Source organism: Aliterella sp. E5.1 (assembly GCF_057473825.1).
Map to the genome: position 1 here is coordinate 1 of NZ_JBYCCV010000497.1, position 998 is coordinate 998.

The 998-nt window shown below is 46.9% G+C and carries 2 protein-coding genes; both read right to left on the reverse strand.

Annotated elements, in window-relative coordinates:
• Positions 1–109: 109 nt before the first annotated feature.
• Positions 110–511 carry a hypothetical protein gene (locus AC2VE5_RS28525; RefSeq protein ID WP_486890878.1) on the reverse strand — a complete coding sequence of 134 codons (402 nt, stop codon included), beginning with the start codon at positions 509–511 and terminating at the stop codon, positions 110–112.
• Between the two features lie 164 nt (positions 512–675).
• A partial coding sequence (locus AC2VE5_RS28530) for an HNH endonuclease (protein WP_486890879.1) occupies positions 676–998 on the reverse strand: 323 nt, incomplete at its 5' end.

Here is a 998-nt window from a genome sequence, read left to right on the forward strand (position 1 = left end):
ATAAATCAATGTTTTTTAGTTAAAAAACAATATTTTTGCTTGACCCTATGTAAAGAAACTTTGCACAATCACTTAACCACCGCCTCTTGTTTAAGTAGTTCACGAAGGGTCATGGCACAAAGATTAAGTTGTTCGCTAATGCTGCTGCTTGAATAGCTGAACGCAGCTTTGGGCTAGCTAGCTGGATGACTTGGTTCTGCAAGCAAACTAATCCATCTTGTGCCCGCTCGTAGAGGGCGATTGCCGCTTCATCGTTATGGGCGTTGGAGTAGATAATTCCTTCAACTCGGGAGTAGATATTCTCATACTCATAGAAGTACCGAGACCATTGCTGGCTTAGATCCCTGTCTGCGGTCTTGGCCAGTGCAGAAACTGATCCAGCTTTCATTGCCCCAGGGCCACGAATATCTAAAAGTTTTAGTGGCCGTGTAATCTCGATTGAGCCAATGCATTGATCTTTGATTTCTATGACCCCCGTGTCCCCAAAATACTCAACCAAACATCCAGACAAGGGTTAAGTTAACCTAAGCCAAAGAATCGCTTCCTCGACTCGGCTTCAAAACCGGACGTGAGGTAGGGTAGGCGACCAACGAGTTACCATTACTGGCACTTTTCCAATCGCCCCCCTCCAAACGACGCATGACCGTTTCCGTATCACGTCGCTTTCCAGTAATCTCAGCGTGAGAGGGATTTTCCGTCATAACGTCCGTACTGAATTTTGTGATGACATTCGAGACACACCACTAGCGTTTTGCGACGACGTGCAGCCATCTTTTTCATCCAGTCTGGTCGTTCTGCTTTTCCCTTTTGCGCCACGTCTGCAAGCTTGCGGATGTGGTGAACTTCGATATTGTCCGTTGATCCACAAAGCTCACATTCTTGGGCTAAGAGACGTTCGACCACCTCGCTACGGTTACTCCAAATTCGACTGTGACTGACATCATCATCGAGTGCCACCCATTTATTCCAACGCAGAGGGACTGCTCCAAAGTGAGCTT